Below are 14,192 nucleotides of genomic sequence, written 5' to 3'. Positions count from 1 at the left end.
TCCTTTTGGATTAAAGCACAAAGCATATAATGATTATCTGCCGACAGCGAATAAGTATAAGTACAATGGTCAGGAATTCCAAGATGAGCTACAGCTGAACATGACGGCGATGGACTATCGACAATATGATAACGCTTTAGGAAGATTTAATTCTATCGATGCACTAGCAGAAACTAGTTATTCATTTTCGCCTTATGCTTTCTCATATAATAATCCTAATTACTGGGCAGACCCTACTGGATTGCTTTCTCAAGCATTTATAAATTCATTAGTAGAAAATAGTGATAATGATAAGTCTACTAAGTGGGTAAATGATGGCGGTGGAACTTTCTCAAGAGAAGATGGAAGTGGAATGGCTGACCAAGAAACTGGCGAGTTTACTGGGTTTGATTCTTTGAGAGCAGTTACGGTTACAGGTAGAAAAACTTCTGGAGGTGGTTCTCACCTTGACGGCAATATTGGTGGACTTGCACAAAGTAAAGCGTATAGTTTTGGAAAGTTTTATGATGGATGGAGAAGTGATTTTAGAACAAAACAAATAGATGACACTCAAGATTGGATGGCTGGATTAGGAACTGCTGACCCGTCGGGAATAATTGATGGGATTAATGCAGTTGGATATCTATTAAGAGGTCAAACAGGCAATGCGGCGATTGCGGCAATTGCTATACTTCCATATGTTGGAGATGCGGCAAAAGGTATTAAATATACTAAATCAACGATGAAAATTGGTCAAGAGATGCATGCGGCTTATAAAGTTGCAGACCAAGTTACAGGAGTTGCAATAAAGGAATATAGAGGAATAAAAGGTATTCGTCCAGATTTTGTTGATTTTAGCACAAAAACTATCTATGAGTTAAAACCATTCAATCCAAGAGCAATAAAAGCAGGAGAGAAACAATTGAAGAATTATAAAGCCGCTTTTGAAGAAGCTTATCCTGGAACAATTTGGAATACAGTTTTAGATACATATTAATTAAGTAAAAAATGGAGAAAAAGGAATTAGTAAAATTTTTGGATGGAATTTTTGTTCCATTAAATTTTAAGCGAAAAGGAAATAATTGGATTTCAAATGGAGAAGCTGTAAATAGAATTATAAATCTCCAAAAGTCACAATACAGTAATGCTTTTTATATTAATTATGGATATATATTGAATAGTTTACCTCTTGATAATTGGACGTCTCATGTAGATAATCGTTTAGGAGGTAAAGAGAAAGAAGAACAAAAACTTATTACAGACTTATTGAATTTAGAAAATGATTATAAAACAGAAGAAAGATTCTATCTTTTAGGAAAAATAATCAATGAAAAAATAGTAAAAGAAGTTCAGTTTGTATCTAGTGAAGATGATGTTTTGAAAATTTTAAAAGAAAGAGAATTTCTATATACTATACCTCCAGTGGTATTGAGACACTTTAATTTAACGATATAATTGATTAATAGGTTATTTTATATTTAAGCCATTCCATAACGGAGTGGCTTTCGATTTTAATAGCTTAATAATCAATATTTAAAACTTAAGTTTAGCACGTATTTACTCCTGAGTCCTAGACATAATGTAAATCATAGCTTCCTAGCTCCTTCTTTCCTATATCGCCTATTTCAATACTAAATTCCAAGATTTGAAGCATCAAATTACCTGCCTGCACTATAAACTGTACACATATTACAGTCTATATGCTCGATGTGATAAACGAAAAATCTCTTAATTCTTGGCTCAGATAAAACACAGTATCATTTTGGAACACTTATTTTTCCAATTCTGAAAATATTTCTCAAAAAAAAGTGCCAAAAAGCTACACTTTTCAAAGTTTGATAGTATTTATTGTAAAGATGCTTGACTAACTCTCTTGTATGGAGTTCCTGTATCTCAACAATAATGATATATTAATCAATTAATAAAATGAAATATGAGAATTTAAAGAAATTCATAATAAGCACAAAATCAAGTAAAAGTACAATCTATAGATTCTATAAAAAGAACGAAGACTTATTCTTAGAAACTAAAATGAGTACTGGAAAGAGATTGTTTCCTGTAGACCACGCAAGATATTTTGATTCTGAAATCATGTTTGATGAGAACAAAATACTAAGACAAGAGAATCAGTCAATGCGAAATCTTATTGACTGTTTAACAGATAAAGAGAGTTTACAGCATACGTTCTGGCAGATGGATTGGAGTTTCTTCTTTACAGTAGCTTATAAAACAGAGCGCAACAAAAACAGCTGTTTTAAGCAGATGCACGGATTATATGATTATCTGAATGAAAAATATCACGATTCAACTGTCTTGCGAATGTTTTTTACAACAGAACCGTTTACCAATAGAAAAGGTTTTCACAATCACTTTGTTTTACATGTTGAAGATAAAAAGCTTCATGAGAGTATTATAAGTGACGTTCAGGAGCATTTTAGCTATGACAGAGTTGATGTGAGCATCTATGACCGCTATAAAGCAGGATTGTTCTACATATCGAAAAAAGGTCTAAATGGCGAAGATTGGGATTTTATCAATAATAGTGCAAACACTTCAACAGATGAGAGTTAAGCTTAAACTTTCTCAGTTGAAAAAGATATTGCTGTCAGAACCGCTAAAACTGCCAATCAGTTTTAAAATGAAAGATTTCACAAATGCAGAATTCTCAGAGTTTCAAAAATTAATGCAATCTAAAGAACGAGGCTAAGACCTCGTTTTTTTGTGCTCAGAAATGGCTCAAAAATCTATGAGCCCAGGAAATCCAGGATTTTTCTTGCACAATCCAAAATAGACCTGGACATTTGTTTCACTTTTGATAAGAAGTGAAAGCAATCATATAAACCCAATGAAATCAATGGTTTACATGGTATAAAGAATTGACCGCTTTCAGATACATATATTAAGGTAAAAAAGTGAAACTAAAATCAAGCAAAATGGCATTAAAAGGACAAAAGACAACAAGTGATTTTTTAGAGTGGAACAAGATGCAGACAATCGTTTTGAAGCTGGAGAGAGACAATGATTTGAAATTTGCATTGCTGATTGCAACAGGTTCTTATATTGGTCTGAGGATTTCAGACCTGCTACAGCTTCGTTGGAATCAGGTTTTGAATGAGGAGCATTTTATCATTACAGAGAAGAAAACCAAAAAAATCCGAAAAGTGACCATCAATCCAGAACTGCAAATCATACTTAAAAGATTGTTTATCCAGCTTGAAGCAAAAGAAACTGATTTGATGTTTGCCAATAGGTCTGGAGATAAACCGTTCAGCATACAGTATGTTAACAGCAAACTCAAAGATATATTCATTAAATACAATGTGAAAGGTCAGTATTCCAGCCATTTTATGAGAAAAACGCTAGGTCGCAGAGTCTGGGAAGTAAACAAATACAGCGACCAAGCATTATTGTTATTGTCCCAGCTGTTCAATCATACCAGCGTTTCAACCACTAAAATCTATCTAGGAATCAGAGAGCAGGAGATAAGTAACCTATATTTGAGCATATAGCCAAAAAATTATTCGTAAAAATTTCATTGATTTTAATGATTTTTTTTAAATAAATATTCAGAAAGTAAAAATTAAAGCCATATAAGTCTATATGAATTTATAATGTGTTTATTTTCAATACATTGTATTTTTAAGTCCATATAAATCTATATGGCGTTGATAATTCAATAATTGTAAGTTTTTACGCATTTTTGAGTTATGTTTAATTTCTCTACCTTTGTAAAACAAAATCAAAAGGAAAAGATTCTTGCAAGGAAAATTTCGCCATTCTAGTAGCTAAAGAGTGGAAAAAGAGCAGATTGTAAAGCTAAACAATCAGCTCAAAAATCAAATTTATATTTCAGATTACAAATTCGGTGCAATACCCGAAGCAGTATTCTTGTGCCCAAAAATTACGTGTTTAACTCTAAAAAATAAAGCTTATGCAAAACTTAGAATCGCTGTTCCAGTCCTTTGAAACTGGCATCCGAAGCGTAAAAGCTACAAAGCCGAAAGACTATCTGAGTAAGATAGGACTGGATTATGCGGAACTCAGAATAGGCTTTAATTCAGTACAGTTTCATCATAATAAAAGCCAAGATGCCAAAGATGAATTTGAAGCATTAGGAATGCTTAAAAAGAGTGATGCGGGAGTAAGAAAAGAAGACCTAACTCCATATACCGTTTTTGGAAGATACGGACTGATTTTCCCGCTTTTGAACAGAGAAAATGAGATTGTAAACTATTTCGCTTTGCGGTTTAATTTGGAGAGCCCTAAAGAAGAATACCTCAACAGCGAAGGCATTTATCCGTCTTATCCAAATCTGCTCACAAAAAGGCTCTATATCGTTCCGACGGTCATTGACTGCGCAAGCCTTTTGCAGTCCAAAGCACTGGAGAACAGAGATGCTGTGATTGCAATGCTCAGCGGAACGTTACTGCCTCAGCATCTGGAAGCTATTAAAAGCCTTCATGAATTGGAAGAAATAATAATCATTAAACGCTAACAACATGCAAGATATAAGAACACAGATACAGAATATCAGACCAGAACTGCCAGTAAATATGATTCAGCTCCCAGACGGACACAGCATGAATGATATGTGGATGAATTACGGAACTGGCGGAATAGTTGAACTTTTGCAGAATGCAGAAAAAGAAAAAGCAGTCCCGACACTTGAAATCCACAGCGATTACAAAATCGGCTACAAAGGAAAAACAGGAACATTCTATGCGATTGGCAGCCTGCCGATGGACTTGGGAAACCTGAGAGTATCATTACAGATTGTAGAGAAGGACAGCCAGAAGAAACACCGTGTAAAAATCGATTTGTTTGATTTCACCAGCGTTGAGAACCAATGCCGAGAACTTAACGAAAAACAGGGATTTGACGGCAATCTGCTGGAAGCTGATTTGAAGCAGTTTACAGACCTGCTGGAAGAGTATAGAGAAAACCTTTTCAATGCTGAAATGAACCCTGTAACCGACCAATTCTCAGAAAAGGAACTCACTCCCCAAGCGCATGAAAAAGCAATAGAATTCCTCTCTAAACCCCGTCTTCTGGAGAGTGTGGACAAACTCCTTGCGCAAAGCGGGATTGTTGGAGAAGAAGAAAACAGGATTCTGCTGTTTGTACTGGCATCCAGCTATAAGATGCCATATCTGATGCATGGACTCGTACAGGGAAGTTCGGGAGAAGGCAAATCACACCTTATCAACGCTATTGCGGACTGCATGCCACAGGAAGATGTAATGAACATGACCAGAATCACCAGCAAATCGCTTTATCATTACAGAGACAAAGAGCTGATGAACAAGCTTATCATTATCCAAGATTTTGACGGACTGGATGAAAAGGCGCAATTTGCATTCAGAGAAATGCAGTCAGCCAAGTTCCTGACCAGTTCAACCGTAGTAAAAGACATGCTGGGCAACACCAGAGGAAAAATGAAAAAGGTTCACGCACATTTTGCCAGTCTTACCGCCACGACCAAAGCAGAGGTTTACTATGATAACATGAGCCGTTCGGTAGTGTTGGGAGTTGATGAAAGTCTGGAACAGACGCTCCGTATCATCAAATCGCAGAATCTCAAAAATGCTGGCATCAGCAATATTGAGAACGAACAGCAGGCAAAACAGCTCCTGAGAAACTGTATTCGTGTTTTAAAAAGCTATGCTGTAGTGAATCCATTTGCCGATAAAATCGAATTGCCGTTGGAAGCTAAAATGCTCCGCAGGCTCAACGACCAGTTTCAGAACTTTGTTTCCCAGATAGCCATTTTAAACCAATATCAGCGAAAGAAAGACGATAAAGGAAGACTGATAGCGACCGTTGAAGATATTCGAAAAGCCGTTGAGATATTCTTTGGTTCCATTATTATCAAAGTGGACGAGCTCGATAAAAGCACAAGACAGTTTTTTGAAAAGCTCAAAGGATTTGTCAAGAGCCAGCCAAACGGAACAACATACCGATTCACGACCCGTGAGATAAGACAAGAGCTTAATATCAGCAAAACTTCGGCTTTCAAATATATGCAGACTTTGCACGAACTGGAATATATACAAGCTGTCGAAGGTTCTGCAAACAAAGGTTTCAAGTATGTTGTGAGCTATTGGGACAATATGGAAAAGCTAAAAGCGAAGATAAAAACAGAAATGGCAATGCAGTTAGACCAGCTTAAAAACAGTTAAAAGAACACGTGAAGCCCAGTAAATACAGACAATATAACGCTAGTGTTCGCAATTTTGCAAAGTGCACCTAAGGAACATTTGCATTTAGTGATTCAAAAACCAGAGAAAAGATGAAAAAAACAATACAGACACCAGCATTCCAGAACCTTTTAAATGAGTTTGACAGCTATGTAAGAGTAAAGAATTACAAACAGGGAAAAGGCTCAATGTACCAGAAAGCCGTATCGGAGTTCCTTATCTGGCTGGAAGATTCGGGAATTACCAATATCAAAAGCATAACAGGTAAAGAATCGGTGAATTACTTTGAATATCTGATAAAAAGACCCAAACTGCGGGGAAAAGGAACGCTGGCAGGAAAGACAATAAAGTTCCATCTTTTTGCTTTAGGACTGTTTGTGTCAAATCTTCTGGAGAACAGGCACATTGAAAATGCATATTACATTCCAAGCTATTCGGGAGAAAGCGGAAAAGCCAGAAATGCGCTTAGCGTTGAAGAAATCAGAACTATATACCAGCATTGCCAGAGCGATTTACAGCGGGCTTTATTATCAGTGGCTTACGGCTGCGGGCTTCGAAGGTCTGAAATCACAGCTTTGAATGTACGGGATGTCATGCTCTCCAAAGGAATGCTTATTGTCAGAGACGGAAAAGGAAGCAAAAGACGTGAAGTCCCGCTGAGTGATATAGTTGTTGGATATCTCAGAAAGTATATAACCGAAGAACGTTATGAGAAATTAGCCAGCCAAAACAAAGTACAAGATGCGTTTTTTATACATGATAGCGGAAAGCGGATGAATGGCGAATATCTCAACAGCACCCTAAAGAAAATGATTGAGCAGACCAATGATTATCAGCTCATACAGAAAGAAATAACGCTTCACTGTCTCAGACACAGCATCGCCAATCACTTGATGGAAAAGAATGCAGGAATAGATTTCATACGTGGATTTTTAGGTCATTCAGGAATCAATACAACCTATATCTATGCAGTTCGGAACAAAAAACGAAAACCAGTAACAGCCTTTTAATCAACATGCTTATGACTAAACCAAAAATTGAAAATTTCCTGCTCCAAAGTTACAGCAGACAGACTGTAGACAGTTATATGTTTGCCATTAGCCACTTTTTAAAGCGAAATCCAAAAGCGAAATGGTACAAATACAGAAATGTAGTGCAGTATATGGAAGAAATCAGCAAAGAACAATCCAATGGCAAATATCGGGTTGTTATTTTATCGGCTATAAAGAAATACTACGATTATCTGATTATGAGCGGTTACAGAACAGACCATCCATGCAGAAAGCTCAATATCAAAGTCAATAGCAATCAGGCTGTTCAGGTTCAGGATTTGTTCAGTTCAGAAGAGCTGGAGCTTCTTCTGGCACGTGAGAACCGTTACGAGAATTTGGACACCAGAAACAGCGTTCTTTTAAACCTGCTGATTTATCAAGGTTTGACCAGCGATGAAATCATAAAGCTGAATGTTCAGGACATTGACTTGGAGGAAGGAACAATCTATATCAAAGCATCCAGTAATCTGAACAGAAGAAAATTATCATTGCTAGCCAAACAGATACTGCTGTTTTCCAAATATATAAGCGAAGTCAGACCCAAAATGCTCAGAGCCTCAACCGATAAGCTGATTATCGGCAAGCTGGGAAAGCCTATCACCGTTAATAGCATTCATGCAATGATTGAGCCATTAAAGCCTTTATTTCCAGATAAGAACCTCAACCCAAGAACTATCAGAATGAGCGTTATCTGCAACTGGCTAAATGAGAAGAAACTGCCATTGGAGCATGTACAGGAGCTTGCTGGACATAAGTGGCCTGGAACAACAGAAAAGTATATCAAAGCAGACAGCTTCCATCAGAGGGAGATGATTAATAGATTTTTTCCTATATCATGATTTCATTTTTTTTCTTAAATTAACAAAAAAAATACCCATGAAAGATTTACTAGATTATACTGCAATTAAACGAAAATAGAAAGAGAATTATGCACTGAACATAATGCGCATCCTGAATTAAAAAAAACAGCTAAAGGGTTTCAAATAGATTCTTGTTGCGAGGAGTTTAATGAAAAATTAACTAAAAAGGTAGAAAAAATTGTTGCCGAACAAACAAAACTTGGTATTGAAAAGATGTTAAAAAATGCATTTAAAAAATAATTTGTAATGGCACATATTCGGTTAAAACCAACTAGAGAAATTAAGATTGACTTTCATCCTTCTGAATTAGATAATTCTATAATTCCCGAAGAAAGTAAAAAGAAAGCTAAAGAGTATTTAAACTCAAAGAAATTATCCGAAAATGATATTATGATAATGCTAGAAGAAAAAGTAATTTTTGGTTATGATTATGTTTATCAGAACAAAAAACTAATTCTTCCAGAAGTCAATCCAATTACAGTTTTTTATTCTAATGCAGTTATGTCTTATGGGATGCTAGAGGAATATAAAAAAATATTGCTTAGTGAATCATCTGAGGCTGGAAAAGTAGGAAGAATATTAAATTTAAATCACTCTGGTAGTTTTTTTCATTTGGCTATTAACTGCATAATCAATCTCCAAGCATCACTTGAAAGTTTTGCAAATAGAATAATTCCTGACAATTATCTATTTATAGATAAAACAGGAAACACCATATACCCAACGGTTTCATATAAACTTTATAATACGATACCAAAAATTAAAAGTATTGATTTTAGATTAGGAAAACATAAGAAGTACAATAAATGCATTGACAGTTTAATTAAGCTGAGAAATGACATAGTTCATTTAAAACCTGTTGAAGAAACAAATACAGCATACAAAGGAGTTTATAGAGATTTATTAAATTTTGAATTTAAGAAAACTATACTATCCGTAAAAATGTTCATCAATTTTTATGAACCGAATTTAATTGAAGAATGTGCTTGTGGGCAAGATTTTTATTTCGATGCTGTTTTAAGTAATGATTCTTCCGAATCTGATGCATAATCTTAATTTATTTAAGCATTTCGTTCGTCCTGTTTTCATAAGCAGTTATTAATTTTCTTTTTATTGAATCAATTTTCTCTTTTTGTGTGAGCCATTTTTGCCTATATCTTTTATTTTCTTTTTCATAGTCGTGTTCAAGCTCTCCTGTAAGGTCTGATTTGAATATAGAAATTTCTCTCACAATTAATATTAATGGCAAAATTGCTTCATTACTTTGTGCTTTCCATCTATTTATAATATCTAAAAGTTTGTCTGCATAAGCTTCTAGATATTGAATAGATGGTCTTTTTGATATTACCTCATCCTTACGGCTAAGTAGAAATTGTTTAATTTCTATTTGTGGATTAAAATCATTTATCATTTTAAATAGTTTTTGTTTATTTTAAAATGTAAATATATAAAATTTATTTATTGTTTTCAATTAGGATTTCAATTTGAATCCGTTTATTTTCGTTCCATATACGTTCTTAAATCTTATGGATAATATGTACAGTTATATTATAAGGAAAAAATTGTAAATCCTTATAAGTATAAGTACAATGGCAAGGAATTGCAAGACGAACTGGGGCTGAATGTTACAGCGATGGACTGGCGACAATATGACCCAGCTATTGGTAGGTTTAATGTAATTGACCCATTAAGTGAGTTAGCTCCTATGCATAATCCTTACAGGTTTGGTTTTAACAACCCTGTTTATTGGGCTGACCCATCTGGTCTGTTTGAAAATGATAATCAAGGTCTAGCTATATGTCCAACGTGTCCAAATACACCTGCATTTAAACCGCTAATTGATGACCCAAATAATATATATGTTTATGACCCTCAAACACAAACTGCTAGTAAAGCTACTGAACTTAATGAAGTTGTTGTACAAGGAAAATCTAAAAAAAGTAGTACAGTAGATGATGCAAACTCCATTAATGACAGAATTGGAGACGCCGCTGATATTTTAGCATTAACTAATAATAAAGGTGGTTCATTTAGGTTGACTAACAATGGTAGTTATAACCCACGAAACTTTAGTTTTAAATATTATAAATCTAATTGGATTGGAGGAAGTGCAGCAAATATAAAGACGTTTAATGTAAGTAAATTAATAAAAAGAGGCTCCATCGCTACTACCGTTATTCTTGGAACTATAGAAGTTGGACAAGGAGTAGCTGGCGATTACCAAAACTACCAAAACACTGGATATACAAACGGTGAGAATACGGCGGTAGCAACCGCAAAAGTTGGGGCTGGTATTGCTGTTGGTTGGGCTGCAGGAGCTGCGACAGGAGCAGCAGTTGGAAGTCTAATTCCAATACCAATTGTTGGAACAGTTGCAGGAGCCATTGTTGGAGGAGTTGCAGGATATTATGCGAGTGAAACAGCAGGAAATTTAGTAGAGAAAGCTTATGAATAATATACAAATGAAAACAATAATAATAGAGAAAAATAAAAATTACTTCAAAAGAATTGGAATAATACTATTGATGATTTTTGTCTTATTTGGACTGGTAATTTTTTTACGCTATCCTTCCGAACATACCTATTTTTTACTTCCAACAAAAAATGCGGTAATTATATTTTCTATAGTTGGTATAATAACTTGTGCTTTGATAATATTTTTACTCATAAAAAGTATTTTTCGAAAAGATATTTTCTTAAGAATTGACCAGCAAGGTATATTTAATGGTTTTTTCTTATATTCCAAAAAACTTATCAAATGGGAAGAAATCAGTAAGATAGAAACAATTAAATATAATTATAACAATTACATAGCAATATTTTTAAAAGAAACTCCAAACAATGAAAAAGGTATTAGTTCACTTTTTTTTAAAATGAATGAAAAATCTATGGGTACACCTTATATAATTACTTCTGGGGATTTAGATTGCTCTTTCGACGAATTAGAGCGATTAATCTTAGAAAGCTATAATCAGAGTAAACAAATTAAAAATTAGTACAGCACTATATAATCATTAAAAAAACTCGACGTATCGGATACGTCCACGTTAGATAGTGCAGAATTATATTTTGTACCTACAAAAGAGAGCAAGCAAAACAAGTCAATACTAAAAAAGCCACTTCAATAAACCGAGTGGCTTTTATTGATGGAGTGTTTCTGAAATAGGAACTTAAACAGTTGAAGAAGCATATAAATAAAAAAATGAAAGAAATAATAATAGCGTTAGATAAGAAAAAATTAATACTTCTTCTATTTGCAGGAGTGGTTTTTACTTTTTTTAGTTTTTGGTTTATTTTAGAACCCTCAGATTTTGTTAATTTCATTACACGGAGTGAAAATATTGTATTTATAGCAGGGATTTTAGGATTAATAGTATTTGGTTTGGGTTCAGTTTTATTGTTCTTTAAATTGTTTGATAATACGCCAGGATTAATTATAAATGAAAAGGGAATAACAGATAATAGTAATTCTAGTTCAATAGGTTTGATAAAATGGTCAGACATTACTGAAATTAGTTTGAGTAGAGTTATGTCAACGCAGTTTTTGTTGATTAAAGTAAGTAATCCAGAAGATTATATACAAAAGGCAAATCAAATGAAGAAATTACTGTTAAAACAAAACTTAAAAACCTATGGTACACCAATTACAATAACATCAGTAGGCTTACAATGTTCTTTTGAAGACTTAGAGCAAATGATTTTGGAAAGTTACAATCAAAACAGGTAATCGGTAGTGTATCAGATTAGGTGTTTTTTTTATATTAGTAATTTAACTACCTGAAAGAGAATATAAATTTGTAATTATTAAATAGAAAAAGAGACGACCAGCTGGTCGTCTCTTTCATTTTTTATCTTCTAATAAGCCTTTAAATACTTTTACTTTACCATAGTGTTTCAAATTAGGTCATGAAAAAAATATGGATGGACTAATGAAAATTGGAGGTAAAGTTGACTCCATTTTTGCACTCTTAACTATTCTAAATTCCCTTATAAAGTCTCCTTTTCTTTCTTTGTTTAAATTGTTTAGAAACATAGTCATTTATTTTTTCTCCACGAAACAGTATATCTGCCAGATTTTCTTTTACATACACTCTTAATTCAGCATCTTGAAAGTTCTCTAAAGCTGTTGGAATTGAGTTTTGATGCTTTCTTTCAAGTGTAAGAATATTCATTGCGCAACTTTCCTGAATTCCTTTTGCACTGAATTTTTTTCCAAGACTGCTTCCATTGATAACCGACTGTGTTTTAAAATCGATAAAAGTAATTCCATAAAGCTTCCCCTCACTGCTTTTTCTTAAAATAGTATGAATGGCTTCATCTTTGAGCCTTTCGGATAATCTCTCAACAGAAGTCATTCTTTCATCAAATAAAGCCTGTCTTAAAGCATTTTTAACATGGCTTTTGCAATATTGCTTCTTTGTCTTTCAGTTCACGGATACGGCTGATCTTGCGCCCCATGTGATTTGGTTTTGTTAATGTACTCATAGTCCAAAGATAATAATTAAGGATAAAAAAGCCAGATTTATGTATGATACATATTTTCTTATGTACGGTACGGGACATTTTGATAGCGTACCATACGGGTAATTGCTTACTTGCCAGCGTGTTTAGCAAAAATACAATTTTTCAGACAAGTATTAACTAAAATGAGTAAAATTATGAAAGCAATTCAAAACACCGCATCCGATTTAATTTATCGAGTTATTTCACAGAACATCGATCCGATAGGCATTTACTGTTTTGCAGAGAAGAAAAGCAGTTATACTTTTAATGAGCCTTTCCAAAAGCCCGTACAGAAAGAAAAGCATGTCCATCTTTATCTGCTGGTCATAGCCGAAGAGTTTGAGGATAATATCGGCAATGACCTTACCGATAAAATAAAGAGCAGGTCAAGAGGCCTGATAACCGTCACAATTCTGCTCCACAGAGTGAGAAATATTATAAAACTATATGGAGACCAGCAGTATTTCTTCTGGAATATTTTTAAGAATGCACAGAGGATTCATATAGATGCATACAGGTCGCCTATAATATGGGCTAAGAATCCAGAAAAGAGATATGTGAAAAGCACTTCAGCATACGCAGGAGACAGAAGAAATGTTACGGAATCGATCTGGGATCTTATCTATAATAACGACCAGTATTTTTCATATGAAGTCAGAATGTGTTCACTCCATCAGATAGTGGAACAGACCTGCCTTTCACTTATAAGAGTATTTCTGGGATATACGCCTAATCACTTTTCTCTGGGCTACTTATTTGAGCTTTGCGAATACTTCACGAGCTTGACTTCTGAATACTTTCCCCGAAACAGCAGGGATGAAAAAAATATGTTCAAGCTTCTGAAAAAGAACCCGAACACGCTTCGATTCAGCAGAAGGAACAGTTTTGATTATCTGTACTATGGGCTGATGGAAGACAGATGCCGTGATTTTATGAAAGAGGCAGAAGCTGTGATTCAGAAAGAATTGGAGAGGCTTGAGGGAATTCATTTTGAAGAAGCTTTATCAGCATAAAAGCCAAAGTTATGGAAACCGATGAGATCAAAAAACTGGAAGACATCAGGAGGTTAAGCGGAAAACTGCTTAATACCCTGAAAAAAGCAGAGGATAAAAGAGGGATGTATAATGCAGAAATCAGGGTTTATGGCTATTGCGAACTCGGTTCTGTTGTTAGAAACCTAATGAAGCTGTGCATTATTGCTTTAGATCAGGACAGCGCAGAAGTTCCGCCTACGATTCAAAACCAATACATTGATGTTGGGCTTATACTGGGGATTGCACTGCAATTATTTCCAGTTGACGAACTTGAATTTTTAAATGAGATTACGGATCTGTTTTCAGAAAATAAAGAAGAAACAGAATGTCAAGATTAAGATTTAATATTTGAAAATTATGGAGACTGACAAAATAAAAACACTGGAAGAATTTAAGGATTTTGCATCTTATCATTTTAAACTGCTCAATCCTGCTCAGGACAAAGACGGGGAATCAATACGAGAGATAAGATTTTATGGTTACGCAGATATGACTTGTCTTGGAGTGAATCTGATTAGAATGTGCCTGAATATTGTTTATTCGGATGAACTGGATAACAGGGACATT

At 34.4% G+C, this 14,192-nt stretch carries 17 protein-coding genes and 2 pseudogenes; 16 read left to right on the top strand and 3 right to left on the bottom strand.

What is annotated here, in order from left to right:
- The 10 genes from DMB71_RS00545 to DMB71_RS00505 form a co-directional block, all read left to right on the top strand.
- On the top strand, nucleotides 1-976 hold a 976-nt coding region (locus DMB71_RS00545), incomplete at its 5' end, for an RHS repeat-associated core domain-containing protein (RefSeq protein WP_317048389.1).
- A gap of 11 nt (nucleotides 977-987) precedes the next feature.
- Entirely contained in the window at nucleotides 988-1,434 is a 447-nt protein-coding gene (locus DMB71_RS00540; protein ID WP_111362763.1) for a DUF4304 domain-containing protein, read from the top strand.
- A 471-nt stretch (nucleotides 1,435-1,905) separates the two neighbouring features.
- Entirely contained in the window at nucleotides 1,906-2,550 is a 645-nt protein-coding gene (locus tag DMB71_RS00535) for a hypothetical protein (RefSeq protein ID WP_111362762.1), read from the top strand.
- Nucleotides 2,540-2,686, top strand: coding sequence for a hypothetical protein (locus DMB71_RS21905; RefSeq protein WP_162614740.1), 147 nt, complete (start codon nucleotides 2,540-2,542; stop codon nucleotides 2,684-2,686). Before DMB71_RS00535 ends, DMB71_RS21905 begins: the two co-directional genes overlap by 11 nt.
- 226 nt (nucleotides 2,687-2,912) lie before the next feature.
- Nucleotides 2,913-3,488, top strand: a complete 576-nt coding sequence (locus DMB71_RS00530; protein ID WP_111362765.1) for a tyrosine-type recombinase/integrase — start codon at nucleotides 2,913-2,915, stop codon at nucleotides 3,486-3,488.
- Nucleotides 3,489-3,910: 422 nt separating this feature from the next.
- Nucleotides 3,911-4,474 (top strand): hypothetical protein, encoded by a 564-nt coding sequence (locus DMB71_RS00525; protein ID WP_111362760.1) that lies wholly within the window; start codon nucleotides 3,911-3,913, stop codon nucleotides 4,472-4,474.
- 4 nt (nucleotides 4,475-4,478) lie between these two features.
- Nucleotides 4,479-6,158 carry a P-loop NTPase family protein gene (locus DMB71_RS00520; RefSeq protein ID WP_111362759.1) on the top strand — a complete coding sequence of 560 codons (1,680 nt, stop codon included), beginning with the start codon at nucleotides 4,479-4,481 and terminating at the stop codon, nucleotides 6,156-6,158.
- Nucleotides 6,159-6,268: 110 nt separating this feature from the next.
- The gene (locus tag DMB71_RS00515; RefSeq protein WP_111362757.1) at nucleotides 6,269-7,186 is read left to right on the top strand and encodes a tyrosine-type recombinase/integrase; all 918 of its coding nucleotides are present in this window, start codon (nucleotides 6,269-6,271) and stop codon (nucleotides 7,184-7,186) included.
- Nucleotides 7,187-7,197: 11 nt separating this feature from the next.
- The gene (locus DMB71_RS00510) at nucleotides 7,198-8,067 is read left to right on the top strand and encodes a tyrosine-type recombinase/integrase (RefSeq protein ID WP_394336369.1); all 870 of its coding nucleotides are present in this window, start codon (nucleotides 7,198-7,200) and stop codon (nucleotides 8,065-8,067) included.
- A 267-nt stretch (nucleotides 8,068-8,334) separates the two neighbouring features.
- Nucleotides 8,335-9,138, top strand: a complete 804-nt coding sequence (locus DMB71_RS00505; RefSeq protein WP_111362754.1) for a hypothetical protein — start codon at nucleotides 8,335-8,337, stop codon at nucleotides 9,136-9,138.
- Nucleotides 9,139-9,145: 7 nt separating this feature from the next.
- Here the strand turns inward: DMB71_RS00505 and DMB71_RS00500 are convergent, their stop codons facing one another.
- Complete coding sequence (locus DMB71_RS00500; protein ID WP_111362752.1) at nucleotides 9,146-9,499, bottom strand: hypothetical protein; 354 nt, start codon at nucleotides 9,497-9,499, stop codon at nucleotides 9,146-9,148.
- Between the two features lie 150 nt (nucleotides 9,500-9,649).
- On the opposite strand from DMB71_RS00500, the gene DMB71_RS00495 reads away from it, so the two are divergent.
- The 3 genes from DMB71_RS00495 to DMB71_RS00485 all read left to right on the top strand — a co-directional run bounded on the left by DMB71_RS00495 (nucleotide 9,650) and on the right by DMB71_RS00485 (nucleotide 11,815).
- Complete coding sequence (locus DMB71_RS00495) at nucleotides 9,650-10,543, top strand: RHS repeat-associated core domain-containing protein (protein ID WP_111362751.1); 894 nt, start codon at nucleotides 9,650-9,652, stop codon at nucleotides 10,541-10,543.
- A gap of 7 nt (nucleotides 10,544-10,550) precedes the next feature.
- Nucleotides 10,551-11,084 carry an STM3941 family protein gene (locus DMB71_RS00490; protein ID WP_162614739.1) on the top strand — a complete coding sequence of 178 codons (534 nt, stop codon included), beginning with the start codon at nucleotides 10,551-10,553 and terminating at the stop codon, nucleotides 11,082-11,084.
- 206 nt (nucleotides 11,085-11,290) lie between these two features.
- The gene (locus tag DMB71_RS00485) at nucleotides 11,291-11,815 is read left to right on the top strand and encodes an STM3941 family protein (RefSeq protein WP_162614738.1); all 525 of its coding nucleotides are present in this window, start codon (nucleotides 11,291-11,293) and stop codon (nucleotides 11,813-11,815) included.
- Between the two features lie 250 nt (nucleotides 11,816-12,065).
- Here DMB71_RS00485 and DMB71_RS00480 read toward each other — a convergent pair whose 3' ends face one another.
- Both DMB71_RS00480 and DMB71_RS22280 read right to left on the bottom strand, forming a co-directional pair.
- Entirely contained in the window at nucleotides 12,066-12,443 is a 378-nt protein-coding gene (locus DMB71_RS00480; RefSeq protein ID WP_111362746.1) for a hypothetical protein, read from the bottom strand.
- A gap of 46 nt (nucleotides 12,444-12,489) precedes the next feature.
- Nucleotides 12,490-12,573: pseudogene (locus tag DMB71_RS22280) on the bottom strand (transcriptional regulator); the annotation flags it as partial.
- Between the two features lie 173 nt (nucleotides 12,574-12,746).
- On the opposite strand from DMB71_RS22280, the gene DMB71_RS00470 reads away from it, so the two are divergent.
- The 3 genes and pseudogenes from DMB71_RS00470 to DMB71_RS00460 all read left to right on the top strand — a co-directional run.
- Entirely contained in the window at nucleotides 12,747-13,604 is an 858-nt protein-coding gene (locus DMB71_RS00470) for a hypothetical protein (protein ID WP_239452883.1), read from the top strand.
- Nucleotides 13,605-13,615: 11 nt separating this feature from the next.
- Nucleotides 13,616-13,963, top strand: coding sequence for a hypothetical protein (locus DMB71_RS00465; protein ID WP_111362743.1), 348 nt, complete (start codon nucleotides 13,616-13,618; stop codon nucleotides 13,961-13,963).
- A gap of 19 nt (nucleotides 13,964-13,982) precedes the next feature.
- Nucleotides 13,983-14,192, top strand: a pseudogene (locus DMB71_RS00460) (hypothetical protein); the annotation flags it as partial.

The sequence above is a fragment of the Flavobacterium tistrianum genome (assembly GCF_003254545.1).
GTDB classification, from domain to species: Bacteria; Bacteroidota; Bacteroidia; order Flavobacteriales; family Flavobacteriaceae; genus Flavobacterium; species Flavobacterium tistrianum.
This window is presented reverse-complemented; position numbering and strand designations above follow the sequence as displayed.